Source organism: Planococcus glaciei (assembly GCF_900099655.1).
Classification (GTDB): domain Bacteria; phylum Bacillota; class Bacilli; order Bacillales_A; family Planococcaceae; genus Planococcus; species Planococcus glaciei.
In genome coordinates this window covers 123,037-149,374 of the sequence record NZ_FNDC01000010.1, presented here as the reverse complement: position 1 = coordinate 149,374, position 26,338 = coordinate 123,037, and the positions used below count along the sequence as shown (strand labels likewise).

General features: G+C 47.1%; 22 protein-coding genes. 1 reads left to right on the top strand and 21 read right to left on the bottom strand.

Going from position 1 to position 26,338, the window contains the following annotated elements; genetic code table 11:
- Positions 1-72 precede the first annotated feature (72 nt).
- From coaE to BLQ32_RS13005, 20 genes are all read right to left on the bottom strand, one after another.
- The gene (gene coaE, locus BLQ32_RS13100; RefSeq protein WP_036804760.1) at positions 73-675 is read right to left on the bottom strand and encodes a dephospho-CoA kinase; all 603 of its coding nucleotides are present in this window, start codon (positions 673-675) and stop codon (positions 73-75) included.
- Between the two features lie 9 nt (positions 676-684).
- Entirely contained in the window at positions 685-1,554 is an 870-nt protein-coding gene (gene mutM, locus BLQ32_RS13095) for a bifunctional DNA-formamidopyrimidine glycosylase/DNA-(apurinic or apyrimidinic site) lyase (protein ID WP_074510648.1), read from the bottom strand.
- A 15-nt stretch (positions 1,555-1,569) separates the two neighbouring features.
- Positions 1,570-4,191, bottom strand: a complete 2,622-nt coding sequence (polA, locus tag BLQ32_RS13090; RefSeq protein WP_074510667.1) for a DNA polymerase I — start codon at positions 4,189-4,191, stop codon at positions 1,570-1,572.
- A gap of 165 nt (positions 4,192-4,356) precedes the next feature.
- A complete protein-coding gene (gene hflC, locus BLQ32_RS13085) occupies positions 4,357-5,346 on the bottom strand; it encodes a protease modulator HflC (protein WP_074510647.1) in 990 nt (329 codons plus the stop codon).
- Entirely contained in the window at positions 5,346-6,332 is a 987-nt protein-coding gene (hflK, locus tag BLQ32_RS13080; protein ID WP_074510646.1) for an FtsH protease activity modulator HflK, read from the bottom strand. Before hflK ends, hflC begins: the two co-directional genes overlap by 1 nt.
- 551 nt (positions 6,333-6,883) lie before the next feature.
- Positions 6,884-8,098, bottom strand: a complete 1,215-nt coding sequence (locus tag BLQ32_RS13075) for a carboxylate--amine ligase (RefSeq protein ID WP_074510645.1) — start codon at positions 8,096-8,098, stop codon at positions 6,884-6,886.
- 14 nt (positions 8,099-8,112) lie between these two features.
- Complete coding sequence (gene pnpS / locus BLQ32_RS13070; protein ID WP_074510644.1) at positions 8,113-9,510, bottom strand: two-component system histidine kinase PnpS; 1,398 nt, start codon at positions 9,508-9,510, stop codon at positions 8,113-8,115.
- The gene (locus BLQ32_RS13065) at positions 9,507-10,214 is read right to left on the bottom strand and encodes a response regulator transcription factor (RefSeq protein WP_074510643.1); all 708 of its coding nucleotides are present in this window, start codon (positions 10,212-10,214) and stop codon (positions 9,507-9,509) included. The genes pnpS and BLQ32_RS13065 overlap by 4 nt, the downstream gene beginning before the upstream one ends.
- A 45-nt stretch (positions 10,215-10,259) precedes the next feature.
- On the bottom strand, positions 10,260-10,736 hold the full coding sequence (locus BLQ32_RS13060; protein WP_036804775.1) for a MaoC/PaaZ C-terminal domain-containing protein: 477 nt from the start codon (positions 10,734-10,736) through the stop codon (positions 10,260-10,262).
- A gap of 133 nt (positions 10,737-10,869) precedes the next feature.
- On the bottom strand, positions 10,870-11,808 hold the full coding sequence (gene mdh / locus BLQ32_RS13055; RefSeq protein WP_074510642.1) for a malate dehydrogenase: 939 nt from the start codon (positions 11,806-11,808) through the stop codon (positions 10,870-10,872).
- A gap of 64 nt (positions 11,809-11,872) precedes the next feature.
- Positions 11,873-13,180 carry an NADP-dependent isocitrate dehydrogenase gene (icd, locus tag BLQ32_RS13050; RefSeq protein WP_280513363.1) on the bottom strand — a complete coding sequence of 436 codons (1,308 nt, stop codon included), beginning with the start codon at positions 13,178-13,180 and terminating at the stop codon, positions 11,873-11,875.
- Between the two features lie 58 nt (positions 13,181-13,238).
- Positions 13,239-14,354, bottom strand: coding sequence for a citrate synthase (citZ, locus tag BLQ32_RS13045; RefSeq protein WP_036804781.1), 1,116 nt, complete (start codon positions 14,352-14,354; stop codon positions 13,239-13,241).
- Positions 14,355-14,538: 184 nt separating this feature from the next.
- Complete coding sequence (locus BLQ32_RS13040) at positions 14,539-14,925, bottom strand: FxsA family protein (RefSeq protein ID WP_074510640.1); 387 nt, start codon at positions 14,923-14,925, stop codon at positions 14,539-14,541.
- Positions 14,926-14,949: 24 nt separating this feature from the next.
- Positions 14,950-16,710, bottom strand: coding sequence for a pyruvate kinase (gene pyk, locus BLQ32_RS13035; protein WP_036804784.1), 1,761 nt, complete (start codon positions 16,708-16,710; stop codon positions 14,950-14,952).
- Positions 16,711-16,732: 22 nt separating this feature from the next.
- Entirely contained in the window at positions 16,733-17,692 is a 960-nt protein-coding gene (pfkA, locus tag BLQ32_RS13030; protein ID WP_074510639.1) for a 6-phosphofructokinase, read from the bottom strand.
- 140 nt (positions 17,693-17,832) lie between these two features.
- Positions 17,833-18,804 carry an acetyl-CoA carboxylase carboxyl transferase subunit alpha gene (accA, locus tag BLQ32_RS13025; RefSeq protein WP_074510638.1) on the bottom strand — a complete coding sequence of 324 codons (972 nt, stop codon included), beginning with the start codon at positions 18,802-18,804 and terminating at the stop codon, positions 17,833-17,835.
- Positions 18,797-19,669 (bottom strand): acetyl-CoA carboxylase, carboxyltransferase subunit beta, encoded by an 873-nt coding sequence (accD, locus tag BLQ32_RS13020; protein WP_074510637.1) that lies wholly within the window; start codon positions 19,667-19,669, stop codon positions 18,797-18,799. The genes accA and accD overlap by 8 nt, the downstream gene beginning before the upstream one ends.
- Positions 19,653-20,306, bottom strand: coding sequence for a FadR/GntR family transcriptional regulator (locus tag BLQ32_RS13015; RefSeq protein WP_081720632.1), 654 nt, complete (start codon positions 20,304-20,306; stop codon positions 19,653-19,655). Before BLQ32_RS13015 ends, accD begins: the two co-directional genes overlap by 17 nt.
- A 231-nt stretch (positions 20,307-20,537) precedes the next feature.
- On the bottom strand, positions 20,538-23,594 hold the full coding sequence (dnaE, locus tag BLQ32_RS13010) for a DNA polymerase III subunit alpha (RefSeq protein WP_244890360.1): 3,057 nt from the start codon (positions 23,592-23,594) through the stop codon (positions 20,538-20,540).
- A gap of 22 nt (positions 23,595-23,616) precedes the next feature.
- Positions 23,617-24,555 (bottom strand): DHH family phosphoesterase, encoded by a 939-nt coding sequence (locus tag BLQ32_RS13005; RefSeq protein ID WP_074510635.1) that lies wholly within the window; start codon positions 24,553-24,555, stop codon positions 23,617-23,619.
- A 94-nt stretch (positions 24,556-24,649) separates the two neighbouring features.
- Here BLQ32_RS13005 and BLQ32_RS13000 point away from each other — a divergent pair, with 94 nt between their 5' ends.
- Complete coding sequence (locus tag BLQ32_RS13000; RefSeq protein ID WP_053165447.1) at positions 24,650-24,949, top strand: YtpI family protein; 300 nt, start codon at positions 24,650-24,652, stop codon at positions 24,947-24,949.
- A gap of 40 nt (positions 24,950-24,989) precedes the next feature.
- On the opposite strand, the gene BLQ32_RS12995 is transcribed toward BLQ32_RS13000, so the two are convergent.
- Positions 24,990-26,297, bottom strand: a complete 1,308-nt coding sequence (locus tag BLQ32_RS12995; protein WP_074510634.1) for a DRTGG domain-containing protein — start codon at positions 26,295-26,297, stop codon at positions 24,990-24,992.
- Positions 26,298-26,338: the final 41 nt, after the last annotated feature.

Genomic DNA, 26,338 nt, shown 5'->3' with positions numbered 1-26,338 from the left:
TATATTTTTAATTCGTTATATAGTATAACACATTTTACGGATTCTGGAACCTTAAAGTCGCACGTTTCTGTATTATTCTGATTGTAATCGTTTCCACTGGTCCAAAATGCGGTTTAATTGCCATTTGGTTTCATCGACTGAGCCATTATTGTAGATAACGGCATCTGCCCCTTCTTCTTTGACAGACATCGGCAATTGGGAGGCAATACGTGCCCGCGCCTCTTTTTCGCTTAAGCCATTGCGCTCCATCAAGCGCTTCAACTGATGTTCTTCCGTCACGCTGACGACCAGCACTTTGTCGACCAAATGCTGCAGCCGGCTTTCAAATAGAAGCGGAATGTCCATGATCACCGTTTCAAAGCCCTGGTCCAAAAATTCGCCCCGCTGCCGAAGCATCTCCATCCGGATGGCCGGATGGATGACATCGTTCAGCTTTTTCCGGCTGGCCGGGTCGTTGAAAATCAACTCCCCCACTTTTTTGCGGTCCATGGTGCCATCCGGAAGAATGACTTCTTCCCCGAATAGCACCCTGATTTTCTCCAATGTTTCACTGCCCGGCTCCACCACAAGGCGCGCCACTTTATCGGCGTCCACAATGGGATAGCCCATTTCCGCAAGCATAGCGGAAACCGTACTTTTCCCGCTGGCAATGCTTCCCGTCAACCCAATAATCATCTTAAACCCTCACTTTTGGCATGTCGGACAGTAAACCGAAGTCCTGCCGCCGATCTTCAGCGACTTGGTGGCACTGCCGCACACCATACATTGTTTTTTTCCATACATCCCAAACCGGTTTTGCATGCTTCCCGATTCCCCGTTGATGTTCCGGTAATCCGAAATGGTGCTGCCTCCGGCTTCGATGCTTTCCAGCAAAATCGCCACAATTGATTCGAACAGCTGGATTTTCCGTGCACGGCTGATTCTGCCTGCTGCCCGGTTCGGATGAATTTTCATCCGGTACAAGGCTTCTGTGGCGTAAATATTGCCGCATCCGGAAATCACTTGGCCGTCCATGATCACTTCTTTGATGGCTTTGTTTTTGTATTTCGGGCTATCGGCCATCTGCAGGAAATGGTCGAGCGCCACTGCTTCAAATGGTTCGGGTGCCATCAAAAGAAGCGGCGGGTAATCCGCCTCTTCTTTTAATACCCGCATTTCCCCGAATCGCCGAATGTCTGAATAGGCGAGCAGGTTGCCGTCGCTTAAAGTCAATACCACATGGACATGCCGGCGGAACTTGTCTTCATTGATCGACAGCAGGCTGTCGACATAAAACCAGGCGCCTGACATTCCCAAATGATTGACGAGCAGAAACTCTTCTTCTGTTTTTAAGGTGAAATAAATGTATTTGCTGCGCCGTTCCACGCTGATAATTTGTGCTCCGATCAAGTTGCCGATAAAGGAATCGGCTTCCATCTTTTTAATAATGGCTTCTTTTCCATTCGTTTTCGATAAGCGAATCGTGTCTGACACATAGACGTCGCGGATCTTTTTTCCAATGGAGACCGGGCGTATCAGGCGGACAACGCCTTCCACTTCCGGAAGTTCAGGCATCCAAGAGCCCTCCCATCATTTTGTATCGTACCAAGTATCGCCAAATGCAAAGTCCACTTTCAGCGGCACGTTCAATTGAACTGCATTTTCCATAATTTGCGGCACGAGTGTTTTCAGTTTCTCCAATTCTTCTGGAGGCGCTTCAAAAATCAATTCATCGTGAACTTGCAGCAGCATACGGGTCTGCATATTTTCCTGTTCCAGCGCATCCGCCATATCGATCATCGCTTTTTTGATGATATCCGCTGCACTTCCCTGGATTGGTGTATTCATCGCTGTTCGTTCGGCAAAGCTGCGCAGATTGAAGTTTGAGCTGTTGATGTCCGGCAAATAGCGGCGGCGTTTCATCAAGGTCGTCACAAACCCGTTCTGCTTCGCCGTCTGAATGCTGCCGTCCATGTAATTTTTGACGCCCGGGAAACTCTTCAAGTAATTATCAATAAATTCAGCTGCCGCTTTTCGGGTGATGTTCAAGCTTTGTGACAGACCGTAGTCGCTGATGCCATAGACAATGCCGAAGTTGACCGCTTTTGCGGCGCGGCGCATATCCGACGTCACTTCTTCAAGCGGCACATGGAATACATCACTCGCCGTCTTCGTGTGAATATCCAGATCGTGTTTAAAGGCATCAATCAGGCTTTCGTCTTTCGACATATCGGCCAATACACGCAATTCAATCTGCGAGTAATCGGCTGCAACCATGAGCCAGTCCGGTTCTGAAGGCACGAACGCCTTGCGGATTTTGCGCCCTTCTTCCACCCGTACCGGGATGTTCTGCAAGTTCGGATTGATGGAGCTGAGGCGCCCGGTTGTCGTCAAAGCCTGCTGAAAACGCGTATGGACTTTGCCGTCTTCATGGATTTCCTTCAACAAGCCTTCAATATAAGTGGAAAGGATTTTGCCCAGTTGGCGGTACATTAAGATCTGCGAGATGATTTCATGCTGGCCTTCCAGTTTTTCCAGTACATCCGCTGCTGTCGAATAGCCGGTCTTCGTCTTTTTCAAGACAGGCAATCCCAGGTTTTCGAACAGCACAACACCCAATTGCTTCGGTGAATTGATATTGAATTTTTCGCCGGCAAGCGAGTGGATATTCTTTTCGATTTCGGCCAATTTCTCGCCCAGTTCTTTGCCCATTGCCACCAGTTGCTCTTTGTCCACTTGTACGCCAAACGATTCCATCGTCCCGAGAACCGTTGCAAGCGGCAATTCCAGGTTGTAGTACAGCTCGAATTGCTCGTTCTCCTCCAATTTCTTGAGAACCGTCGGGCGGACTGCCCAGATGGTGCGGCCTTTTCTGGCAATGTGCTCATGCAGAATGTTGTCATCCGGAACCGATTTTTTCGCGCCTTTGCCGTAGATCTGTTCGTTTTGCGATACATCCGTATAGCCGTATTCCTGCACGATATTGGCCAGGTCGGTATACGTAAGCGATGGATTGACGATATAAGCGCCAAGCATCAAATCAAAATCAACGCCCGCCACTTCCAGTCCGCAGCGATAGAACGCCGCTGTCGCCGCTTTGGAATCCGACATGTACTTTTTCTTCGTTTCGTCCATCAGCCAGGATTTAAAGGCTTCCGAACCTTTCACGACATCCATCGGAATAACGTAAGTCTTGGAAGCAGTGGCAAGCGAAACGCCAAGCAAATCGCATGTGTGGTATTGTTCATCGTACATTTCAAGATGAATGGCCATTTCGTCTTCAAAAATCGCCGGGTCGATTTTCTGCAGCACTTCAAATACCAGCTCTTCTTTCTCCGTTTCCTCTGCCGTATAATCCATTTTTTCCAGCAGCGATTTAAACGCCAGCTCATTCCAAACCTGAATCAATTCATCCTGGTCCGGACCGGAGTAAGTCAGTTCATCAATTTTAATTTCAATCGGCGCATTGCGCTCGATCGTTGCCAGCTTTTTGCTGATCAGCGCCAACTCTTCATTTTCGACGAGTTTTTCTTTCAGTTTGCCTTTTTGCTGGTCAATCGCTTCATAAACGCCTTCAACCGAGCCATGGGCCGCCAGTAATTTAAGGGCGGTCTTTTCTCCGACGCCCGGAACTCCCGGGATGTTATCGGAAGCATCACCCATCAGCCCTTTCAAATCGATGATCTGCTCAGGCGACAGACCGTATTTTTCCTGGATATGATCGACTGTATATTTCTCAATATCGGTGATTCCTTTGCGCGTAATGTAAACGGTCGTCGAAGGAGAAGCAAGCTGCGTTAAATCTTTATCACCGGAAATGACAATGACTTCATCCCCTGCTTGTTCCGCTTCCAGACTCAAAGTACCGATAATATCGTCCGCTTCGTAATTTGGCAGTTCATAACGTTTGATGCGGTAGGCATCGATCAATTTGCGCAAATACGGGAATTGCTCCGATAGTTCCGGCGGCGTCTTCTGGCGTCCGCCTTTGTATTCGCTGAATGTTTCGTGGCGGAAGGTTGTTTTCCCGGCATCGAAAGCGACCACCATATGCGTCGGCTTTTCTTCCTCCAGAATCCGCTGCAGCATCATTGTAAAGCCGTAGACAGCGTTTGTATGGACTCCGTGTTCATTTGTTAATAGCGGCAAGGCAAAAAATGCCCGGTACGCCAAACTGTTCCCATCCAATAAAAGTATTTTCTTCGCCACAATATTACCCCTTTCAATAGGAAGCGGGCAGCCAGCCTTCTTTTCTTCAAAAAATCTCAGCTTCTGCCGTTCCTTACAAATCATTGTGCTTACCAAATAAATAAAAATAAGCCCTCATTCCTTTTATTTTACCACGTGGGCAAAAAGAAAAGAAATGAAGGGCTAGGCTTATTCCATATTCCCTGACAGAATTTGGGCATATGGCGAATCAGACGGCAAGATGATGACGGTATCTTCCCCGATTGTTTTTGTATAAGATGACAGCGAGCGGTAAAGCCCGTAAAACTCCGGATCTTTCGAAAACGATTGGTTGTAGATTTTGGCTGCTTCCGATTCCCCTTCAGCCTGGATCAATGCCGCTTCTTTCCGGGCAGTCGCAATCACTTCCTGTGCTTCACGGTCTGCTTGTGCTTCAATTTCGCGTTTTTTTGCATCGCCTTGCGACAAATAGTCCTGGGCCGTTGAATCCCGCTCCGAAATCATCCGCGTATAAACGGACTGCTCATTCTCTTCCGGCAAATCAGTGCGCTTCATCCGGACATCGACTACTTTAATGCCGTATCGGTCTTTTTCAAGCAGTTCATTGACTTTCGCTGTTACATTGTCATTCAAACTGCCGCGCGAGGAATTCTCATCATTGATGATCTCGTCGTAATTCAGCTGGCCAAGTTCCGTGCGGACCACTGAATAAATGAATTCTTCCATCCGCGATTCCGCATTGACGATTGAAACAGCGTTGGTGATCAAATCAATCGGATCTACCACTTGCCAAACAGCGTAGTTGTCGATGATGATGCGCTTTTTGTCTTTCGTATTGATTTCCGCTTCCGATACATCGTATGTCATCTGGTATTTCGGCAAAGTTGTGACGCTTTGCAGAAACGGAATTTTCATCCGGATGCCCGGCTTGTCTTGAATCGTTACCACTTCGCCAAATTGGCGGACTACCCGGTATTCATTTTCTTTGACCACGTAAATGTTGGTCAAGATGATGATTAAGGCAAACAATGCAACCGATAGCCCGACGATCAATTTCCAGTATTTCTTGAATTGGATGGGCTCTTTCGGCGGCCTTTCTTTTTTCGGTTTTGCCGGCTTGATCGGCTTTTCCCATGGATTCGGTTTTTTAGGATTTTGGAAAGGGTTGTTTGGTTCCATCAGTTTCCGCCTCCTTCTTTCGTTTCTTTCGTTTCTTCCTTCTCTTCCGCAGCCGGCGGCACAACGGTCTGCATCTCGTTAAGCGGCAAATACTTCATCGTTCCGCCGTCGTCGTTCATTATGTAGAGTTTCGCATTCGGCAAAACGGTTTCCAGCGTTTCCATGACGAGGCGCTGCTGCGTGACTTCAGGGTTTGTTTTGTATTCTGTGTAAAGTTTATCAAAGATGGCTACATCCCCGCGTGCTTGTTCAATGCGCGACACTTTCTGGCCTTCTGCCCGGGAATTGATCGCTGCTTTTTCCCCCAATGCTTCGTTCCGTTTTTGGTTTTCGTATTTTTTCGCTTCGTTGATTTTGGTATTCATCGTTTCACGGGCATCTGTCACGTTGGTGAACGCCGCCCGGACTTCTTCGTTCGGCAATTCCACATCCTGCAGTTTCACTGCCAGCACCATGATGCCGATATCGTATTTTTCGATCAATGACGCCAGCAAATCTCTTGTTTCCGCTTCGATTTCCGCTTTCCCGGAAGTAAGTGCGTCATCGATCAGCGAGCTTCCGATGATGGAACGGATGGATGAGGAAGTGGCATCATGCAGAATTTCCTGTGGTGCTTCGGAGTTGAACAAATACTTTTTAGGATCCGTGATTTTCCATTGCACGACCAAATCGGTCAGCACAATATTTTCATCACCCGTAATCATTTTTGTTTCTTTGTCGTAGGCGACAATTTCACCTTCTGCGTTTTGGTTATAGCCAAACTGCAGGCTGTATGTTTCTTTTGAAAATATCTCTGCTCTTTGGATCGGCCAAGGCATTTTAAAATGCAGGCCCGATTCGACAACCGTTTCTTTCGCCTCGCCGAATGTGATGATGACTGCTTGTTCGGATTCGTCCACGGTATACCAGCTGGTAAAGACGGCAACGAGCAAAAGAATGCCGGCAACCGACAAACCGATAATGGATAACACTTTTTTTGTGGTCATCTATTCCCCTCCTTTTTCCTTATAATTCATATACGGAACAATTGTGGAATAGTTTCACAAAAAAAGAAAAAGAGCCCCGGGGAGGGCTCTTCTTCCCTTCATGCGGTTGAAGGGGGGTTCTATTAAACCTTAACACCCGAATGTGAAGCTAGTGTTAATATTCTGTAAATGTTGAGATTCTATTATCAATTCAGTGCAAGATTCATATTTTATATACCGCTTCGGCCGCTTTGGGCATGGCTCCTGCGATAAGCCGAGAAGTACACTCGTCTCACCGCTCCGCCTAGCCCCTTAACGCGCCGGCGCTGGAGAAGCTCTCTCAAACAGCGATTAACATTTAAATAGCATTCTGATGGCAAATCACTTATATAAGTTGAACTAATAATTTTCAACTATCAATATTCTGCGAAACAGCTTCGCTTGCCATGGCCTCGCGCCGAGCTGTTCTCACAGGCGTCTTCGCTGTTTTGCTACGTATCTTTTTCAGCATTCTGGATGAAAGAGCAGTATAGGTGCTGTGAGTTTCTCAACACACTAAAAAACAACCAGTGTCACCACTGGTTGTTTTTGTATTTCTTATAATAATTCACTTGGCGGGCGAACAGGTACAATTTCCGTTTAAGGTGCGTGTCTTTTTTATAGAACAACGGATTGACGTATTTGCCTTTTTTCAGCAATTGATTGATGTCGCGCTGCACGGCTTTATTGTCTACAAACTTGCGAAGAACAATTTTCGGCACAACCGTGAACAAAAATTCTTCATTCAAATACGTGACAGGCTTTTCAATTCCGTAGATCAAGTCGTCGACTAAGTACGTGGCCATATTATGGCCCAAAGCAGTGACGTAATAGCTTGAACGGCCTTGGCGGATGTTCACTTCAAAGACCTTGAATTTGCCATCCCGCTCGTCGTATTTCAAATCGAAATTGGCAAAGCCGGTGTAGCCTACCGCTTCCAGGAAGTTCTGCAGCTTGACCATCATGTCTTTGTTGTAGCGCGTAATCAAGGCAGTATAGTTTCCGATGGCCGTAACGGTATGCTCCTGCAGAACCACTTGGGCATAGGTCACAAGCTGCGTCTTGCCTTTGGAATTGGCGTAGATGACAGAATCCCACATATATGTATCATCGCCTGGGATGTAATCCTGGATGATCAATTCATCCTGATAGCCACTGGCAATAATTGTCCGGATGACTTCCTGCAATTCCCGCGGATTTTCCACTTTGTAGACTTTCTGCTGGCCTTCGAATTTATTGAGGTTGTACTCAATGCCGTTGCTCGGCTTGATGATGACCGGATACATCATTTGCTCTTCAAACGGCTGTCTGGAACGGCAGTCGTAAAAGAACGTTGTCGGAGTATCGATGCCGTGTTCGTGGCATAATTTATAGAAATTCGATTTTACCTGCAGCTGATTCATCAAATCTTCCGAAATGTAATTAAAGACAAAATGCTCGCGCAGTACCGATGCATTTTCGATGATCAAGCGCACGTACAAATCATTTGTGCCGACTAGCAGCAATGTTTTTCCGGGCGTTCTGTACTTGCCGGCTATGTCTGTCAAGATTCCGGCAAATTGCGCTGAATCGGACAAGCCGGAGCGAAGCTCGATGGTTTCTGTAATGGTGCTCATTGCCGTAAACGACAAAGGTTCTTTCCCTACTAAAACAGGTTTAATGCCATATGCTTCGTGAAACGAAATGGCCATATTGTAAGCATTCATATCAGTGCCTACAATGATCGGCAGAAAAGGTAAATTATCCATATGTTCCTCCTAGATTATTTCGCTAAAGGCAAATAGATGGTAAAGGTTGTTCCAACGCCTACTTCGCTTGCAACTTCGACTTTGCCGTGATGTGCCTCTATCAAATGTTTAACTATTGATAATCCTAACCCGGTTCCGCCGGAATTTCGACTGCGGGCACGGTCAACCCGGTAAAACCGTTCAAATAGCCTATCAATTTCTGATGCTTCAATACCTATACCCTGATCTTCCACTTCGATAATCCCTTCATCGCCTTTTTTAGACAGGCGGACGGTAATCACCGTTTTGGCAGGGGAATAGGTGATGGCATTGATCAATAAATTCATCATGACCTGTATGAGGCGATTTGGGTCGCCTTGTACAATAACGGGTTCGAGTTCAAGTTTCAACTCGATGTTCTTGTCTTCAAGCTTTCTTTCGACCAATTCGCCTGCCCGTTCGATCAGCGTTTCCAAATCGGTTGGCATGGCATCTACTTGAAAGCCCGCTTGCTCCACTTTAGAAAGCTCCAGCAAGTCCTTAACGAGCATTTCCAGACGGAGGCTTTCTTTCTCGATGATTTCCAGAAAAGAAAGCGTCGTTTCCGGATCTTTGTAGGCACCATCCAGCAGCGTTTCCGTAAAGCCTTTAATCGATGTAACCGGTGTCCGCAGTTCATGCGATACGTTGGCGACAAAGTCTTTCCGGATTTGTTCCAGCCGCTTCAGTTCGGTAATGTCATGAGAGACGATGACAATTCCGAGCCACTGCTCATGCTCGCCCAGTACCGGCGCGCCGTAAACATCAATATGCTTCGTACTGATGCCCTGCTTGAACTCCAGCTGATTGCGCGCTGAAGTTTCCGTCATAAAGACATGTTCGATAAACCGCTCCAGAACATGCGGAATCCGGATTTCTTTGTAGAATTTCCCTTCGATATCCTCGCTCGATAACTGAAACTCGGTCATGAAAGAACGGTTGACCAAGGTGATTCCGCCTTGCCGGTCAATCATGATCAGGGCACTGCCCATGTTTTCAATGAGCGTTTTCAAACGTTCCTGCTCCATCTCGCGAACCGAAGTGATTTCCTGTAAGTTTCTTGCCAAAATATTGATGGTCGAACTCAACTCCACCGTACTGGCATTGCTGTATTCAAATGCCCGTGCCCGGTAATTCCCTTTTGCCAATTCCAAAGCGGTTTCCGTCACGTTTTCAACCGGCAGCGCCTGCACTTGGATGATGCGGTAGCCAACAATTGCAGAAAAAAGCATCGCCGCCAAAAAAATTAAAAACAGAAACAGCCAGACCTGCATTTTGTCGTGCGTTTCCGCATAGATAGGAAAAAGCTGGCCAATAACGACAAAAAGGCCAGCTAACAGCACACCGATCCAAAGCAGAATCGTCATCAGCAAGCGATGCTTAAATGACTTCATCCTGCTTTAGGCTCCTCGAATTTGTATCCTAATCCTCTTATCGTTTTGATATAGAGCGGTTTCCGGCTGTTTTCCTCTATTTTTTCCCGCAAGTGGCTGATATGTACATCAACTATCCGGGTATCTCCCGCAAAATCGTATTTCCATACGGCACTGAGCAGCTGATCGCGAGTCAGAACCCGGTTTTTATTTTCCATTAAATACACCAGCAGCTCAAACTCTTTTGGCGTGAATTCAATTTGTTCCTCGCCGAGATAAACTTCAAATTGTTCCGGAAAAACTTTTAAGCTGCCAAATGTCAGCGGCGAAGAAGAATCCGCCTGCGCAATGGTCGTCTGCTCTGTCCGCCGCAAAACCGCTTTAACCCGGGCAACTACTTCACGCGGACTGAACGGCTTCGTCATATAGTCATCCGCACCGAGTTCAAGGCCCAACACTTTATCAAATTCATCGTCTTTTGCGGTCAGCATGATAATCGGCGTTTGGACTTTTTGCTGGCGCAGCGACTTGCAAACTTCCACGCCGTCCATGGATGGCAGCATCAAATCAAGCAAAATCAAAGACGGCTTTTCTGTTAGAGCTTTTTCGAACCCTTCTTTTCCATCGTTCGCTATGATCGTTTCATAACCGGCTTGCACCAAGTTATAAGACAACAAAGTCGCAATTGAATGTTCATCTTCAATAATCAATATTTTTTTCAGCATTTGACATCCTCCACATTCAGTTTGAAACCCCCATTCCAAACCGCTTTAGATATTATCTGTAGCTTGAGTGGACAGCTGATTGATGATCTGCGGCGGATGGACCAAAACGGTTCCTTCAACTACAGGACTGCCTTCTTCATTTGTTGCTGCAATGTGGATGGTCACTTCGTTATGTTTGATATCGACTTCAACCACTTCCAGCAAGAACTCGATTGTTGCATAATGATAGACCGGCTCGCGGAATTTCAGCTTTTGTTCTGTAATATAAGATCCAGGACCAGGCAAATATTTGGAGATTGCAGAAGTGATAATGCCCGTCAGCATAATATTCGGCACAACGGGTTTTCCGTAAATTGTTTGCGAAGCGTAATCATGCTGTATATACAGCGGATTGCCGTCATTCGTCAAACCAAGATAAAGCAGAAGATCTTTATCTTCAATTTTCTCTGTCAGATTCAATTTTTCTCCGACATTCATTTCTTCGACTTTACGGCCTAATTCACGCTTCTTTCCAAGCAGCAATAACTTTCCCTCCTAAATCTTGATACCTCTATAGTATCAAGTAAGCTCATAAAAGTGCAAGCGCCCGGAGACCCACTGCCCAGCTTCAGCCACAACCAAAAAACGAGCAGGAAAAATTCCTGCTCGCCTGGTTTTAGGCTAAAACTTTCATTACGGCTTTTACAGACTCAGCTGAGTTGTTCAACAAGGTTTTTTCTTCGTCATTCAAATCGATTTCGATAATTTTTTCGATGCCGCCGGCGCCGAGAATCGTCGGTACACCTAAATAGATGCCGTCTAATCCGTATTCCCCTTCCAAATAAGCGATGGAAGGCAAAATCCGGCGCTGGTCTTTAATAATGGCTTCTGCCATTTCAACCAATGAGGCAGCCGGCGCATAATAGGCAGATCCATTTCCTAAAAGATTGACGATTTCCGCTCCGCCTTTTCGCGTCCGTTCCACGATTTCACCAAGGCGCTCTTTTGAAATCAATGTTTCCAGCGGAATACCGCCTGCGTAGGAATAACGAACCAAAGGAACCATATCATCGCCATGCCCGCCTAGCACAAATCCGGTGACGTCTTTCACCGATACATTCAGTTCTTCGGCAACAAAACTGCGGAATCGGGCGGAATCGAGAACTCCCGACTGGCCAATGACGCGCTCTTTCGGGAAGCCGGATTCTTTGAACACGGTATAAGTCATTGCATCTACCGGGTTTGTTAAAACAAGGATGGTCGTGTTGGGTGAATATTTTACAACTTCAGCCGTAACAGATTTCATGACTTTTTGGTTGGTCTGGACCAGATCATCGCGGCTCATCCCCGGCTTCCTGGCGATCCCGGCTGTAATAATGACCAGGTCCGAGTCTTTCGTGTCTTCGTAATTGGCTGTTCCGATCACCCGTGCGTCGAAGCCTTCGACAGGGCCGGTTTCGGCCATATCCAGTGCTTTTCCTTTTGCCGGGTTCTCCATTTGCGGGATGTCCACGAGCACGACATCGCCCAATTCTTTTTGGGCAAGCAGAAATGCAGCTGTTGCCCCTGTAAAGCCTGAACCGATTACAGAAATCTTTTTACGTTTGAATGTCATAAAAAACTCCCCTTTAGTATCGATTTGGATATGAAAAAAAGAGGGGTTTCCCCCTCTCCTTATCTTACAAGTTTTTAATTAATTCGTCAGCGAACTCAGAGCATTTCACTTCTGTAGCGCCGTCCATTAGACGTGCAAAGTCGTAAGTTACAACTTTAGAAGCAATTGTTTTCTCCATAGAATTCGTGATTAATTTAGCAGCTTCGCCCCATCCAAGGTGTTCAAGCATCAATACGCCTGAAAGAATAACAGATGAAGGGTTTACTTTGTCAAGGCCAGCGTATTTAGGAGCTGTACCGTGAGTAGCTTCGAAAATCGCATGTCCAGTATCGTAGTTGATGTTCGCACCCGGTGCGATACCAATTCCGCCTACTTGAGCTGCCAAAGCGTCAGAGATGTAATCTCCGTTCAAGTTCATTGTTGCAACAACGTCGAACTCGCTTGGGCGTGTAAGGATTTGCTGAAGGAAGATATCAGCGATTGAATCTTTAACAAGGATTTTTCCTGAAGCAAGAGCTTCTTCCTGTGCTTTGTTTGCAGCATCAGTTCCTTGCTCGTCTTTGATTGCATCGTATTGGTTCCAAGTGAAGACTTTATCGCCGAATTCTTGTTCAGCCACTTCGTAGCCCCAGTTTTTGAAAGCTCCTTCAGTGAATTTCATGATGTTGCCTTTGTGTACAAGAGTTACAGACTCGCGTTTTTCAGTCAATGCATAGTTGATTGCAGCACGAACCAAACGTTTTGTTCCTTCTTCAGAAATCGGCTTGATGCCTAGGCCTGAAGATTCAGGGAAGCGGATGTTTTTAACGCCCATTTCGTCTGTTAGGAAAGCAAGCAATTTTTTCACTTCGTCAGAACCGTTTGCATACTCGATCCCTGCATAGATATCTTCAGTGTTTTCACGGAAGATGACCATGTCAGTGTCTTCTGGACGTTTAACCGGTGAAGGTACGCCTTCGAAGTAGCGAACAGGACGCAGGCAAGTGTATAGATCAAGTTCTTGGCGCAAAGCTACGTTCAATGAACGGATACCGCCGCCGATTGGTGTCGTAAGAGGTCCTTTGATTGCGATCAAGTATTCGTTGATTACGTCCAAAGTTTCCTGCGGCAACCATTCGCCAGTTTGGTCGAATGCTTTTTGTCCAGCAAGGACTTCTTTCCAAACGATCGCTTTTTCGCCGTTATAAGCTTTGTTGACTGCTTCTTCAAGAACGCGTGATGCTGCATTCCAGATATCCGGGCCAGTACCGTCACCGATAATGAATGGAATTACTGCTTGGTTAGGGACGTTCAATACGCCGTTTTCAACTGAGATTTTTTCACCGTTAGTCATTTGTAATAGCCTCCTGTAGTCAAAGTCATAGGGCTGCACAATGTGCGAGCCCCATGTATTTTTTGTTTTCAACTTAATTGCTTTGCCGCTTTTCTAATTATCTTTCAGAAACTGGAACATATTTCTGCATTCCAGGTCCGATGTATTCAGCACGCGGACGGATCAAGCGGTTGTTTGAATACTGCTCAAGAATGTGAGCCAACCAGCCTGATGTACGGGATACAGCAAAGATCGGCGTGAACAGGTCATGTTCGATATTCAAAGAATGGTAAACAGAAGCCGAGTAGAAATCCACGTTCGGTGGAAGATCTTTTTGCCCAGTTACGATTTCTTCAATGCGAATTGACATTTCATACCATTTTTCTTCGTTGCGGATTTTCGTTAATTTTTGTGACATATCGCGCAAGTGTTTCGCACGCGGATCACCTTGGCGGTATACGCGGTGTCCGAAGCCCATGATTTTTTCTTTATTCGCTAATTTTTCATTGATGACTTCATCAACTTTATCAACCGAACCAATTTCAGTAAGCATCTTCATTACTTGCTCGTTTGCTCCACCGTGCAATGGCCCTTTTAATGCACCGATTGCTGCAGTGATTCCTGAATAGACATCAGACAATGTAGCAACTGCAACGCGTGCAGTAAATGTAGATGCGTTCAATTCGTGGTCAGCATGAAGAACAAGCGCTTTGTTGAAAGCTTCTACTTCGATGTCTTCAGGCATAGTTCCTGAAAGCATGTAAAGGAAGTTCGCTGCATAGCTCAAATCGCTCTTCGGCGCCACCGGCTCTTCCCCTTTGCGGATGCGGGCGAAAGCAGTAACAATTGTTGAGATTTTTGCCTGGATGCGAATTGCTTTGCGGTAATTCGCTTCAGGGTTCATTTCTTCTGCCTCTTCGTCAAATAGTCCAAGCATTGAAACGGCTGTGCGAAGAGCCGCCATCGGATGAACTTTTGTGATTGGGTATGTTTTGAAATGATCCAGCACTTCTTGAGGGATGGCCATGTCATCCGCCAATTGCTGTTTCAATTCTGCTAATTCATCTTCTTTTGGCAAACGCTGATGCCAAAGCAGATAAACGACTTCTTCAAAACTAGCGTTGTCTGCTAGATCGTCGATATTGTAGCCAACGTATGTAAGAGTGTCATCAATAATAGAACTGATGGCGGATTGTGTCGCTACTACACCTTCTAAACCTTTTGCCGATGTCATATAAATCGCTCCTTCTTATTCTAATTCATCATTCCAAAAAAAAAGCCCGAATGATGGGTTTTCAATCATTTGTAAACCTGAATCAAATTCCTTACTTTGTCATTATAATCAACTTTGAAGAATTTGTGAATGAAAACGCTTAGTTTTATTAAATTTTCCTGAAAAACGATGAATTCACTCGGGATTACCGGACGATAACCCGAGTGTTCTTCATGTTTTTTTGAATCAGTTTGAAAACAATCGGTTTGTACAGTTTCTGCGTCGGTTTAAAAAGCATCGAAAGGCCGACTGCATCTGAAATAAATCCAGGCGTCAAAAGCAGGACGCCGCCCACTAAGACAAAAGCAGCGTTCAGCAAATGATCTCCCGGGGGCTCGAAGCGGCTGAAGCTATCCTGTATATCCCGGATCGCTTTCAGTCCCCGCTTTTTCGCCAGATAAGCTCCGACGAGCCCGGTCACAAGAATGATGGCGAGCGTCGGAATAAAGCCGATATTCCCTCCAGCCCAGATAAGCAAGGCCAATTCAAGCGTTGGAACAAGGATCAGGGCTGTAAAAAACCATTTCGTCATTCAGCTGAGCCTCCTGTGTTGTATTTACAAGACACTGGCGTGGCCGTGGTAAATAATGCCTGATTCAGCATCAATCGTAATATCGTAATCATTCTCAATCATGGCCGTCGCATTCGAAACACCGACAACTACCGGAATGCCAAGGCTTAAGCCGACAACCGCCGCATGGCTCGTCAATCCGCCTTCTTCTGTCACAATGCCTGCACATTTTTCAATCGCCGGCATCATTTCACGGTCTGTACCGATCGTTACGATGATTTTCCCTTCTGTATCTGCAGCTAAAGCCTGCTCGGCATTTCTGACGACCACAGTTTTGCCCATGGCAACCGTTTTGCCGATGCCTTGCCCTTTGGCAATGCTGTCGCCGATCAAATGAACTTTCATCAAGTTTGTTGTGCCTGCCTGGCCAACCGGAACCCCTGCCGTAATGACAACTAAATCACCATGTTTTACAAAATGGTGCTTTAAGCTTTCATCCACTGCATTTTCAAGCAATTCGTCCGTTGAATGGACTTTCGAACCGACAATCGGCTGAACACCCCATACAAGCGTCAGCTTGCGGGAAGCGATATCTGCTGATGTAACGGCGATAATCATGACGCCCGGACGGTATTTCGAAATCATTCTGGCTGTATGCCCGCTCTCCGTCGGTGCGATGATGGCTTTTACTTTTAAGTTTAAAGCTGTATAAGCAACGGCCTGGCCAATCGCTTCCGTCATGTTTGATTCTTTTTCTTTTCTGCGCGTGGAAACGATCTGTTTATAATTCAGCGCTTCTTCAGTCGTCATCGCAATGCGGTGCATTGTTTCAACCGATTCAACTGGATAAAGTCCGGCTGCCGTTTCTCCGGACAGCATGATCGCATCCGTACCGTCAAAAATGGCGTTCGCTACGTCACTTGCTTCTGCACGTGTCGGGCGTGGATTGCGCTGCATGGAATCGAGCATTTGAGTCGCAGTGATCACTGGTTTGCCGGCGCTGTTGCATTTCTCAATCAACGATTTTTGGACCAAAGGAACAACTTCCGCCGGAATTTCAACGCCAAGGTCGCCGCGGGCTACCATTAATCCGTCCGAAATCATTAGAATGTCGTCGATATTGTCGACGCCTTCCTGGTTTTCGATTTTCGGAATGATCTGGATGTGCGCACCGTTATTGTTTTCCAGCAGTTCGCGGATTTCCATCACATCAGATGATCTTCTGACAAAAGAAGCAGCGATGAAATCGACGCCTTGTTCGATGCCGAACAGAATATCCTGGGCGTCTTTTTCCGTAATGCCTGGCAATTGGACCGAAACACCTGGTACGTTAACGCCTTTTTTGCTCTTTAATGTCCCAGCATTTTCCACGTAAGTATGGATCAAGCCGTTTTCTTTGTCGATGCCGGTTACACGTAGTTCAATCAAGCCGTCATCAAGCAAAATGATCGACCCTTCGTTTACATCTTCAATCAATTGGCCATAAGTGATAGAGAACAATTCATTTGTTCCCAGCACTTCAGTCATGGAAATCGCAATGGATTGACCTGTAACCAGTTCAACTCCGTTGTTTTCCATGTTATGTGTGCGGATTTCAGGTCCCTTGGTATCAAGCAGAATCCCGATAATTTTCCCTGTTTTTTTCGAAGCTTCACGGATGCGTTGAATGCGCAATGCATGTTCTTCATGGCTGCCGTGCGAAAAATTCAAGCGGGCTACGTTCATCCCAGCTTCAATTAATGATTCCAGCAATTCCGGGGTTTCACTTGCCGGACCAATTGTACAAACGATTTTTGTTTTTCTCAATATACTCACTCCATTTGGCGTATTAAATTGATAACTCTTTTGATAAGGTATATAAACTCATGTCAGCATCGTGCTTTTCAGTAAACGCCTTAGTCATATCATAGTCTACCACTTGATGATTTTTCATGCCAATCGCGCGGCCGCCTGTACCTTCAAGCAGCACTTCTACAGCACGTGCACCAAAAAGGCTCCCAAGAACCCGGTCCCGTGCGGTTGGGGATCCGCCGCGTTGGATATGGCCCAAAACCGAAACCCGCGTTTCAATATTTGCGCGCTCTTCTATTAAAGTAGCCAATTCATTGCCGTTCATTACGCCTTCAGCGACAATAATGATGCTGTGCTTTTTGCCGCGTTTTCTGCCTTTTTCCAAGCGGTCGATCATATCGTCCAAATCGAAAGTTTCTTCCGGGATCAGAATGGTTTCCGCTCCGCCTGCAAGCCCGGCCCATAAAGCCAAGTCTCCAGCATCCCGCCCCATTACTTCTATAATAAACGTGCGCTCATGGCTAGTCGCCGTGTCACGGATTTTATCAATCGCTTCAATTACCGTGTTCAATGCTGTATCAAAGCCGATGGTGTAATCTGTTCCAGGGATGTCGTTGTCGATCGTTCCCGGTACTCCCACGCAAGGAAACCCTCTTTTGGTCAAAGCCATCGCTCCGCGGTATGAACCGTCTCCCCCGATGACGACCAGGCCATCCAGGCCATTCTTTTTCAATTGCTCAATTGCTTTTTCCTGTCCTGCATCGGTTCTGAATTCTTCACACCGCGCAGAAAAAAGTTTGGTGCCGCCGCGTTGGATAATATCCCCTACATCGCCGGCTTCCATGTTTTTAATGCGGCCGTCAATCAATCCTTGATAGCCGGAAAAGACGCCAGCCACTTCCACTCCGTGGAAAATCCCTTTCCGGACGACCGCCCGGATTGCTGCGTTCATTCCCGGTGAATCTCCGCCGCTAGTCAATACGCCAATTCGTTTCAAACTAATCGCCTCCCACAATTCCATTTACTCTTTTCACCTTACCATGTGGCTTCCCGCCTGTCAGTCTTGAAAACGCAATTCTTCTATTAAGATTTCATTTTAGCAAAAACACACAAAAAGAAACCGCCGGGGCGGTTTCTTTATTCACTGAAAATGCCGATTGATTTGAATTTTTCGTAACGCTGATTGATTAATTCCTTACCAGACAATCCAGTTAATTCACCCAATGACTCTTTGATCGCTTCATCGATAAAACCGGCCTGTTTTGCATAGTCGTGGTGTGCACCGCCGCGGACTTCTGAAATCATCCGTTCAATGATTTTCATCTCCAGCAAATCAGGTGCTGTAATTTTCATCGCTTCTGCAGCTGTTTGGGCGAGTGCCGAATCTTTCCAAAGAATCGAAGCAGCGCCTTCCGGCGAAATAACCGAGAACGTCGAGTTTTCAAGCATCAAAATGTGATTGCCGACGCCAAGCGCTAATGCGCCGCCGCTTCCGCCTTCACCAATGACGATTGAAATGACCGGCACTTCAAGGCCTGCCATCTCCACCAGATTGCGCGCAATCGCTTCGCTTTGGCCGCGCTCTTCTGCAGCTTTCCCTGGATATGCGCCTTTTGTGTCAATCAGGCAGATAATCGGACGCTTGAACTTCTCAGCCTGCTTCATCAAACGGAGGGCCTTCCGGTAGCCTTCCGGATGCGGCATCCCAAAATTGCGGCGGATGTTTTCTTTTGTCGCCTTGCCGCGCTGATGGCCAATCACCGTTACCGGTTGGCCATGAAACGAAGCGATGCCGCCGACGATGGCTTCGTCGTCCCCGTAAAGCCGGTCGCCATGCAATTCGATGAAATCTTCGAATAGGAACGGAATATAGTCGAGCGTCGTTGGGCGTTCAGGATGGCGAGCCACTTGCACCCGGTCCCAAGGCTTCATATTTTCATAGATGTCGTTCTCGAGCTTGGATAGACGTTCTTCCAGGCTTTGAATTTCTGAGCTTAAATCCACATCGGCGGTTTTGGTATAGTCTTTCAGCTCTTCGATTTTTTGGCGCAGCTGAATCAGCGGCTCTTCAAACCCCATCGATTTTGGAGCAGTTTTTGTTTTAGGCATTCTGGTTTGCCCCCTTAGTGTGCAAGCGCACAAGTGTTGATAATGTAGTCTGCATGTCGTTCCGATGCACCACAGCGTCCAATTGGCCGTGCTCCAGCAAAAACTCTGCTGTCTGGAAGTCTTCAGGCAATTTCTCACGGACCGTCTGTTCAATGACGCGGCGTCCGGCAAAACCGATCAATGCTTTCGGCTCTGCAATATTGATGTCTCCAACAGAAGCGAAACTAGCAGATACGCCTCCTGTTGTTGGATGCGTCAAGACCGAGATGAACAAAAGCCCTTCGTTGCTGTGGCGTTTCAGTGCTACACTTGTTTTCGCCATTTGCATCAATGACAGCACGCCTTCTTGCATGCGTGCACCGCCGCTGGCTGTAAAGATGATGAACGGCAAGCGCTGTTCCGTGGCAGCCTCAATGGCCCGCGTAATTTTTTCGCCGACAACCGACCCCATGGAACCCATGCGGAAATGCGAATCCATAATTGCCACAATCACTTCTTGGCCTTTCAATTTTCCGCCGCCCGTCAATACCGCTTCATTCAAACCGGTCTTTTCACTGTCGGATTTGATTTTTTCTGTATATCCCGGGAATCCTAAAGGGTTTTCCGTTTTCAGGTGGTCATCCATTGAGGTGAAAGACCCTTCATCCAGCAAGCTTTCCACGCGCTCGTAAGCCGTCATCTTGAAATGATGGTCGCATTTCGGGCAGACTTTATGAAGTTTAGCCAATTCTTTTGTTAACGTAATATGCTTGCATGAAGGGCATTTTGTCATTAAGCCTTCCGGAACGTCTTTTGCTTTTTTAGTAGGAATCGTCGTTTCTTTTTTGTCTTTGTTTCGTTTGAAAATTTCACGAATCATCGCCATTTTGCATTCTCCTCTTTTGTATCCATCCGCTCCATGATTTAAAGGACTGGATGGCTAACTCTGTATCTCGCTGCTCAAGCGCCGATAAAATCGGCTTCAGGAGTTCTCTTTCCGGGCCGGAAACAGCTTCTGCATAAGGATTACCGCTGTATTGCTGCAATAAAAACCATATTTTCAAAGATAGACGATTGCCGGACAGCACCATGACTTCCCGCACAAAGTCTTCTCGAAGTATATTTTCTTCACTTTCCAGCTTTTTTCGGAAGCTGTCCCACACACGGATGCCGTCAAGCGCCTCGTTTTGGCAAACCAACCGGATGGCGGCCACTTCGTGCACCAGCCTCGTTTGCCAAACATCTTCCTGGGATTGATTATCTTGCAGGATGAATGTGGATAAAACCTCTACCAATTTGTGATTGCGGTGGTCCGACAAAAACGTACCTTCTCCTCGGCGCGTCTCAATCAATCCAAGCAGCTCCAAACTGCGAAGCGCTTCGCGGAGAGTGGATCTCCCTACCTGCAAGGTTTCAGCCAATTCTCTTTCTGATGGAATGCGGTCACCCGGACGGATTTTTTCCCGCCGGATCATATCACGAATATCGCTGACTATATCTAAATATCGCTTTGGTTGATTCATGATCGTTCCTCAGTTTCCATTAATTTGAAAGTGGTCTGGCCACTCGTAAGTTAAAGGATACAAAACTTTTCGGCTCTCGTAAAGAAAAAAATGCGATTCTCCGAAGAAAAACAAAGAATGGGATAAATAGAGGGAATTCGCGCTATAAAGACAAACTATTCCCACAATAAAAAGACTGCAAACAAGCTCATTTAAGTTCGAGTTTGCTGCAGCCTTTTCTTCTATATCCAGTTATTGTTCAATCGATTTGCAGATGATTGATATCTTGTGGTTGCGGTTTTCAACCGTTCCCTGTACTTCCAGAACAGCATGCGGTTCAAGAAGCGCATTGTATTTGGCGTACTCTTTTGGAAACAAGGTGACTGAAGCAAGGCCCGTTTCATCCTGCAAGTTGACGAACGCCATGGCATCCCCTTTTTTCGTCCGGATCCGTTTGACTTCTTCCACCATGCCCAGCACAGCTACTGGCTGCCGGTCCTGAACATTTTTCAAGCTGCGCATCTCGGCATACTTTTTGCCGCGTTGTTCTTTTTCGCGCGCAATGGGATGAGTGGACAAATAAAAGCCGAGAACTTCTTTTTCAAAATCCAGCTTTAAATTCTCCGGAATCGGCGAAGCTTTGGCATATTTCGGCTTCATGAAACTGGAGCCCATTTCATCGAACAACCCGGGCTCCTCATTCGGTTTGACCAGTTCTGCGTGCTTGATGGCGCTGTCTAGTGATGCCAGCAGCACTGCACGGTCCAGCCCGAAGTCGTCAAGCGAGCCTGCTTTGATGAGCGGCTCAAACGCTTTGCGGGTGAAATGGATTGCGGAAATGCGTTCGGCTATATCGAACATGCTGGAAAAAGGCCCTTCTTTCCGGGCTTCCAGCAGCACTTTGACAGCGCTGCCCGGAACGCCTTTCACTGAATTCAGCCCTACCCGGATGCGCCCCTCTTCTACAGAATAGGAATGGAAACTGCGCTGCACGGAAGGCGGCAGCAAGCCGATGTTCTTGTCTTTTATTTCCTGCAGCAATTGCTGGGTCTTTTCCGCATTGCCCGCACTGTTTGCAAGAATGGCTGCATAAAAGTAGACGGCGTAATGCGTTTTCATATAGGCCAGCTGATAAGAGATCATGCTATAGGCCACCGCGTGGCTTTTTGGAAAGCCGTAATCGGCGAACCGGACAATTAAGTTATACACTTCCGTTGCCGCTTCTTCGGTAAAGCCTTTGGCCATGGCACCGCTCGTGAAGTGCAGCCGCTCCTCGTCCAGGATTTCTCGTTTTTTCTTGCTGACTGCCCGGCGCAGCAAATCGGCTTCTCCAAGCGAAAATCCTGCCATGCGGGCAGCAATCTGCATAATCTGCTCCTGATACACAATGACGCCATAAGTTTCACTTAAAATCGGCTCCAGGATTGGATGGACGTAATCGACACGCTCCTGTTTGTGCTTCCGTCTCGCATAAAGCGGTATAAATTCCATCGGGCCTGGGCGGAACAAGGCATTGACTGCCACGATATCCCCAAACGCCGTCGGCCGGATTTGCTGGAGCGCCCGGCGCATGCCCTCCGATTCCAGTTGGAAGATCCCTGTCGTGTCCATTGCAGCTAGCAAGGCATAGGTTTTCTCATCATCCAAGGGCAAACTGCGGTAATCGATCCTTTTTTTCGTATCCAAATAGACAAGTTTCCGGATTTGTTCGAGTATCGTTAAATTCCGGAGACCCAGAAAATCCATTTTCAACAGCCCGACAGCTTCGAGTTCCCCCATCGGCCATTGGGTAATGAAAATCCCTTCGCTGCCTTTTTCAATCGGTACATGCTCGACCAGCGGCGTTGGGCTTAAAATGACGCCTGCTGCGTGGGTCGAGGCATGGCGGGGCAAGCCTTCCAGTTTCAAGGCGGTCTTGAACCACGATTTGCGTTCTTCTTTTTGGACAACCCAATCATTCAGAGCCGGAGACTCTTTTAACGCAGACCTTAACGTGGTGCCGATCCGGCTCGGAATCATTTTGGAAATGGCCTCAAGCTCTTCCGCTTCAAAACCGAACACACGCGCCGTATCGCGGGCAACCGCTTTTGCCGATAAAGTCCCGAATGTGATGATCTGGGCAGTTCGGGCGTTGCCGTATTTCCCTGCTACGTATTCCACCACTTCGTGGCGGCGATGATCGGCGAAATCGATGTCGATATCCGGCAGCGTCACCCGTTCCGGATTCAAGAAACGTTCGAACAATAAGCCATGTTCGAGCGGATCAACGTCCGTAATCTGAAGCGAATAAGCGACAAGCGAACTTGCCGATGATCCCCGTCCCGGACCTGTTAAGATGCCATTGTCCCGGGCAAACTTCATGAAATCTGCTACGATCAAGAAATAATCGATATAGCCCATATTGCTGATAACGGATAATTCGTATTGAAGGCGTTCGGTATAGGCTTCCGTAACTTCTGGAACCCGCTCTTTCAGCCCTTTTTGGCAAAGTTCCCAGATGTACGCCTTGCGGTCTGTATTTTCAGGCAGCGGATAAACCGGCAGCAATTGCTGGTTCATCGGAATGCTCACCTGGCAGCTTGCGAGCATTTTTTTCGTTTCTTCCAGCCATTCCGGATTGGAAGAAAACCAGGAAATGAATTCTTCCCCAGACGGCACATAAGCTTTTGTATGTTCCGGACGTTTCCGCTGTTCATCGTTCATTTTCAAACCTTGGCCAATGGCTGATGCCACTTCAAACGCAAAAGCATCCGCTTCCTGCATGTACCGGCTTTCCTGCGTAGCCATGATCCGCATATTGTGCTGCACACATTGAGCGGCAAATCCATCTTCTTCAGCCATCCGCTCCCCGCCTGGCCGTTCAATGCCGCCAAAGCACTGCTCCCCAAAAACAGCTTTTATGAATTTGAAAACTTCTCCGCGGTCCGTCAACGTCCATTCTGTTTTGTTCGGAACCACACATAAGAGCCCTCCGCGATACGCTTTCAGCCAGGATTCAGGCAAGGCTGTTTTGTCCCGGGTTGATAAGGCACTGCTGATTTTCAATAAATTCTTGTAGCCCTGATTGGTTTGGGCATAGAGCACCACCGGATACTCCTGCTCTTCAAATTCGATAAACGTGGAAAGGCCGACCACCCCATGGATGCCGGCCTTATGGCAAGCTTCCCAAAAAGGAAGGATGCCGTATAATTTCGTGTTGACGATGGCAGCTGATGCCGTCCCTTGTTCCATTAGAAAAGGGAAAAGTTCGTCAAGGCGCACCGTGCTTTTCAGCAGATCAGCCGATGTGCTTATATGCGGATAAACCATTGACAACTGGATCCCTCCTTTTTTAAGATGCGCAAATTTCAATCAGCCGCTCAATAACGCGGTCTGCTTCTTCCCAAGAATATGCTGTAGCTCCTGAAGCCATCGGATGGCCCCCGCCTCCAAATTCTTTTGCCAATCCATTGATAATAGGGCCTTTGGAGCGAAGGCGAACCCGGATTTCGGTTTCTTCTTCTATAAAGATCACCCATGCTTTCAAGCCTTTCACATTGCCGAGCGACCCGACAAGCAACGAAGTTTCGGTGGCCGTCACTTCGAATTCCTTTAAGACATCGAGCGTAATTTTCACATAGGCAGCGCCGCTTTCATCCATCACAAAGTTCTGATAAATATAGCCTTGTAGATGAAGCAAATTGCGGTCCATTTCATACATGCCATTGTGAAGTTCGTTGCGGTCAAAATTGAATTTGATCAATTCGCCTGCCACTGCAAAGGTTTTTTGCGTAGTGCTTGGAAACAGGAACCGCCCGGTGTCTCCAATAATCCCGGCATATAGCAGCCGAGCAGCCGAGTCAGGCATTGTCCAATTCTCATGGTCCCGTCCATATGTAAACAATTCATATACCAATTCCGATGCGGAACTGGCATTGGTATCCACCAGCAAAATATCCCCGTACGCATCATCATTCGGATGATGGTCGATTTTAATGATTTTAGCGCCGCTTGTATAGCGCTGGTCATCGACGCGTTCCGTGTTCGCGGTATCTGTGACGATGACAAGAGCGCCTTCAAAATCACTGTCTACGACCACATCCGGAAAATCCATAAAATCAAGCGTATAATCATGTTCTCCTGCCGCCAGAATCCGCTTCTCCGGAAAATTGTGCTGCAGCAGATATTTCAGGCCGAGCTGGGAGCCGTAAGCATCCGGGTCCGGACGCACGTGGCGGTGGATCACAATGGTTTCATACTGTTTAATTGTGTCGATGATTTGACTGTTCATATCCAAGTTCCTCCGTTATCTAAGGAAATCCATTCGCATTTTCAGCCGATTCTCAGTACAATAGAGTTGAGTTCTGGAATACAGGAGGTCCCTAATGTTAGTATTTGTTGGTTTAATCATTGTATCATTTGTTTTTTATTTTTATTATAAAACAAAACAATTCCGTGCGGTTTTGCCGATCCGCAAAAAATGGTATGCCGCTGTTGCAGCATTCTCACTCGGAAGTTTCATCTTCTTTTTCGGCATCAACTTTCTTTTCGTTTACCAGTCGCTCGTGACTTATATCGTCTCCGGTATTTTCATTATCCTGGGCGCCATGATGATGTTCTCCAATTACAAAGCCGCTAAGCACTACCACAAATTTGTGGCAGAAGAAGCTCGGCTGAACCAGTAAAAATCTCTCCTTGCGGGGAGATTTTTTTATTTGCCTTTCATTACCTGTCCAATAACTGGAACGTCAGCAAAGCTTTTCCCACAATCTTATGGTCGGACAGCACTTCGACATCCACTTTGGCGGACTTTCGGCTGATGTGCAGAATCAGCGGTTTGATATGGAGCGTGGAATCCAGCTGCACCGGATTCAAGTAATAGATCGTCATGTTTTCCAATGCGCTTTCTCTTCGGTTCTTGGTTTTTAATGCCGCTGTTGCCGCTTCCACCAAAATGGTGGTGTACGCTCCGTAGGAGACCGACCCATAGGCATTGGTCATTTGCGGCGTCACTTTAAATTCCAATGTCAGCTTGTCCGCTTGCGGAATGCGCAGCTGGCTTTTGATGATGTCATCGATGGTCTCTCCTTGCTGGGGCTGTCGCTGCGCCGTTTGAATGGCTTTCAGCACATCTTGCCGGCTGATGACCCCTTTCAGTTTCCCGTGGTCATCCGATACCGGCAGCAAATCGATGCCTTCCCAAATCATCCGGTGGCCAGCAGCGGCGACACTGGTTTGAAGCGATACGGTAATGGGGTCTTTCGTCATCACCTTTTCTATCGTTTCTTCATCCGAATGGCCGATCACATCACGGGATGTAATAATGCCGACCAGTTTGCCGCTGTCATCGATCACCGGAAACCCGCCGTGCGTCGTTTCTTTGTTCAGTTCACGATACCGGCTGATCGGGTCTTTTTCGTACAGCAAATGCGTGTTTTCGAAAGGAATCAAAATATCTTCGATCAACAGGATTTCTTTTTTAATCAATTGGTCGTAGATGGCCCGGTTGATCATCGTCGCTACTGTAAACGTATCGTAGCTTGTTGAAATGACCGGCAGTTCGTACTCATCCGCCAGCCGTTTGACTGTGTCCGACGCATCAAATCCGCCCGTTACGAGAACAGCTGCGCCTGCCTGCAGTGCGTATTCATGCGCCTTGAAGCGGTTGCCGACAATCAGGAGATTTCCAGCTTCGGTATAGCGCATCATGTCTTCCAGCTGCATAGCACCGATGACGAATTTGGTCAGCGACTTATGCAAACCGGCTTTTCCGCCCAGCACCTGTCCATCCACGATGTTGACAATTTCCGCGTATGTCAGCCGCTCGATGTTTTCTTTCTTTTTCCGTTCGATGCGGATCGTGCCGACGCGCTCGATTGTCGAGACGAGGCGCTGAGTTTCCGCCTCCTTAATCGCCCGGTAAGCCGTTCCTTCGCTGACCTGCAGATCTTTTGCGATCCGTCTCACCGAAATTTTCTCTCCAACCGGCAGCGTTTCAATATACTCTAAAATCTGTTCGTGTTTTGTTGCCATAAACTCACCTTTTCTTTCTGCTTGCTCTTGCCCATAGTGTA

Excerpts from the sequence above, each read along its gene's own strand:
- coaE (WP_036804760.1), bottom strand. The coding sequence starts at position 675 with ATGATTATTGGGTTGACGGGAAGCATTGCCAGCGGGAAAAGTACGGTT.
- mutM (WP_074510648.1), bottom strand. The coding sequence starts at position 1,554 with ATGCCTGAACTTCCGGAAGTGGAAGGCGTTGTCCGCCTGATACGCCCG.
- hflC (WP_074510647.1), bottom strand. The coding sequence starts at position 5,346 with ATGGAACCAAACAACCCTTTCCAAAATCCTAAAAAACCGAATCCATGG.
- hflK (WP_074510646.1), bottom strand. The coding sequence starts at position 6,332 with ATGACCACAAAAAAAGTGTTATCCATTATCGGTTTGTCGGTTGCCGGC.
- BLQ32_RS13075 (WP_074510645.1), bottom strand. The coding sequence starts at position 8,098 with ATGGATAATTTACCTTTTCTGCCGATCATTGTAGGCACTGATATGAAT.
- pnpS (WP_074510644.1), bottom strand. The coding sequence starts at position 9,510 with ATGAAGTCATTTAAGCATCGCTTGCTGATGACGATTCTGCTTTGGATC.
- BLQ32_RS13065 (WP_074510643.1), bottom strand. The coding sequence starts at position 10,214 with ATGCTGAAAAAAATATTGATTATTGAAGATGAACATTCAATTGCGACT.
- mdh (WP_074510642.1), bottom strand. The coding sequence starts at position 11,808 with ATGACATTCAAACGTAAAAAGATTTCTGTAATCGGTTCAGGCTTTACA.
- citZ (WP_036804781.1), bottom strand. The coding sequence starts at position 14,354 with ATGACATCGGCAAAAGGTTTAGAAGGTGTAGTAGCGACACAATCCGCC.
- BLQ32_RS13040 (WP_074510640.1), bottom strand. The coding sequence starts at position 14,925 with ATGACGAAATGGTTTTTTACAGCCCTGATCCTTGTTCCAACGCTTGAA.
- accA (WP_074510638.1), bottom strand. The coding sequence starts at position 18,804 with ATGCCTAAAACAAAAACTGCTCCAAAATCGATGGGGTTTGAAGAGCCG.
- accD (WP_074510637.1), bottom strand. The coding sequence starts at position 19,669 with ATGGCGATGATTCGTGAAATTTTCAAACGAAACAAAGACAAAAAAGAA.
- BLQ32_RS13015 (WP_081720632.1), bottom strand. The coding sequence starts at position 20,306 with ATGAATCAACCAAAGCGATATTTAGATATAGTCAGCGATATTCGTGAT.
- dnaE (WP_244890360.1), bottom strand. The coding sequence starts at position 23,594 with ATGGTTTATCCGCATATAAGCACATCGGCTGATCTGCTGAAAAGCACG.
- BLQ32_RS13005 (WP_074510635.1), bottom strand. The coding sequence starts at position 24,555 with ATGAACAGTCAAATCATCGACACAATTAAACAGTATGAAACCATTGTG.
- BLQ32_RS13000 (WP_053165447.1), top strand. The coding sequence starts at position 24,650 with ATGTTAGTATTTGTTGGTTTAATCATTGTATCATTTGTTTTTTATTTT.
- BLQ32_RS12995 (WP_074510634.1), bottom strand. The coding sequence starts at position 26,297 with ATGGCAACAAAACACGAACAGATTTTAGAGTATATTGAAACGCTGCCG.